Here is a 2,003-nt window from a genome sequence, read left to right on the forward strand (position 1 = left end):
ATGGCTACCGGGTGCATGGCCCCTATGCGCCCGAGGGGGGGCATCGCTTCAACCCGAACAAGCTGCTGCTGGACCCCTATGCGCGCCAGCTTTCCGGGCGGCTGAAATGGTCGGATGCGATGATGGGCTACAAGGTGGGCAGCCCGCGCGCCGATCTGTCCTTTGACACCCGCGACAGCGCCTTTGCGGTGCCGAAATCGGTGGTGGTGGACCCTTCGTTCAACTGGGGGCCGGATCGTGCGCCCCGCACGCCCCTGCATGAAACCGTGATCTACGAGGCCCATGTGAAGGGCCTGACCGCGCAACATCCCGGCGTGGAAAAGGGCTTGCGCGGGTCTTATCTGGGCCTTGCTTCCGATGCGGTGCTGGATCATCTGGTGAAGTTGGGCATCACCGCGATCGAGCTTCTGCCCGCCCATGCCTTTCTGGATGACCGCTTTCTGGTGGCCAAGGGGCTCAGGAATTACTGGGGTTATCAGACCCTTGGCTTCTTTGCCCCCGAGCCGCGTTATATGTCGAAGGGCGAGATCTGGGAGTTTCAGACCATGGTCCGCCGCTTCCACGCGGCGGGGATCGAGGTTATCCTGGATGTGGTTTACAACCATTCCGGCGAGGGCGACGAGCTGGGGCCGACGCTGTCTTTCCGTGGCATCGACAATCGCAGCTATTACCGGCTGCGCGATGGCGGGCGCTATTATGTCAACGACACCGGCACCGGCAATACGCTGAACCTGACGCATCCGATGGTGCTGCGCATGGTGATGGATTCCTTGCGTTATTGGGTGGAGGTCATGCATGTCGATGGCTTCCGCTTTGATCTGGCCAGCGTTCTGGGCCGCGAGGCGCATGGTTTTGACCCCAATGGCGGTTTCTTCGATGCCGTGCGGCAAGACCCGGTGCTGGCGCGGGTGAAGCTGATCGCCGAGCCTTGGGATATTGGCCCCGGCGGCTATCAGCTGGGCAATTACCCGCATCCGTTCAGCGAATGGAATGACAAGTTCCGGGATGGCATCCGCCGCTTCTGGCGGGGCGATAGCGGCATGGTGCCCGATCTGGCCAAGCGCCTGCTGGGCAGCGCCGAATTCTTTGACCGCGCGGGCCGCACCGCCTGTTCGACGGTGAACTTCATCACCGCCCATGACGGCTTCACGCTGGAGGATCTGGTCTCCTTCACCGTCAAGCGCAACTGGGCCAATGGCGAGGAAAACCGCGACGGCCATGGCGATAACCATTCCGACAATATGGGGGTCGAGGGGCCCAGCGATGACCCGGTGATCCGTGCCGCGCGGGCCTTGCGCAAACGCAACCTTCTGGCGACGCTGATGCTGAGCCAGGGCGTGCCGATGCTGCTGGCGGGCGACGAGATCGGCAATTCGCAGGCGGGCAACAACAATGCCTATGCGCAGGATAACGAGATCGGCTGGGTCGATTGGGCGCGGGCCGATGCGCGGCTTTCGGCTTTCGTGGCGAGGTTGCTGGCCCTGCGCAAGGATTACCGCGTGCTGCGCCAGCGGCGCTTCCTGCATGGCAAACCGCGCGCGATTGACGGTTTGCCCGATGTGATCTGGCGCCGCCCCGATGGCGAAACCCCGCGCCCCGAAGATTGGCACGATCCTGATTTTCGCTGTCTTTGTATGGAGTTGCGGCGCGCAGCTGAGGGCGATCTGGCCGATCCGCAGGCGATTTTCGCCGTGTTCAACACCGGCGGCCCGGTGCGGCTGACCCTGCCGCCCACGGCGCCGCGCTGGCAGCTTTTGCTTGACACCACCCGCCCCGAAGCGCCACCCGCTGCGGTATCCGCCGCGCTGGAGGCTCCGGCGCAATCCGTTCTCGTTTTCGCTCCATCCGTGTGAGGGACCATGACCGCCTTGACCATCGCCACCAGCCCCATCGCTGGGCAAAAGCCCGGAACTTCGGGCCTGCGCAAGAAAACGCCCGTGTTCATGGGGGCGCATTACCTGGAAAACTTTACGCAATCCATCTTTGATGCGATTGGCGGGGCG

1 protein-coding gene is annotated in these 2,003 nt (G+C 63.5%); it reads left to right on the forward strand.

Annotation, left to right across the window (positions count from 1 at the left end; translation table 11 throughout):
• Positions 1 to 1,853, forward strand: a 1,853-nt coding sequence (glgX, locus tag JNN06_RS07560; RefSeq protein ID WP_291238984.1) for a glycogen debranching protein GlgX, incomplete at its 5' end; no start/stop codon positions are given.
• Positions 1,854 to 2,003 lie beyond the last annotated feature (150 nt).

The sequence above is a fragment of the Gemmobacter sp. genome, from assembly GCF_016792925.1.
GTDB lineage: Bacteria > Pseudomonadota > Alphaproteobacteria > Rhodobacterales > Rhodobacteraceae > Gemmobacter.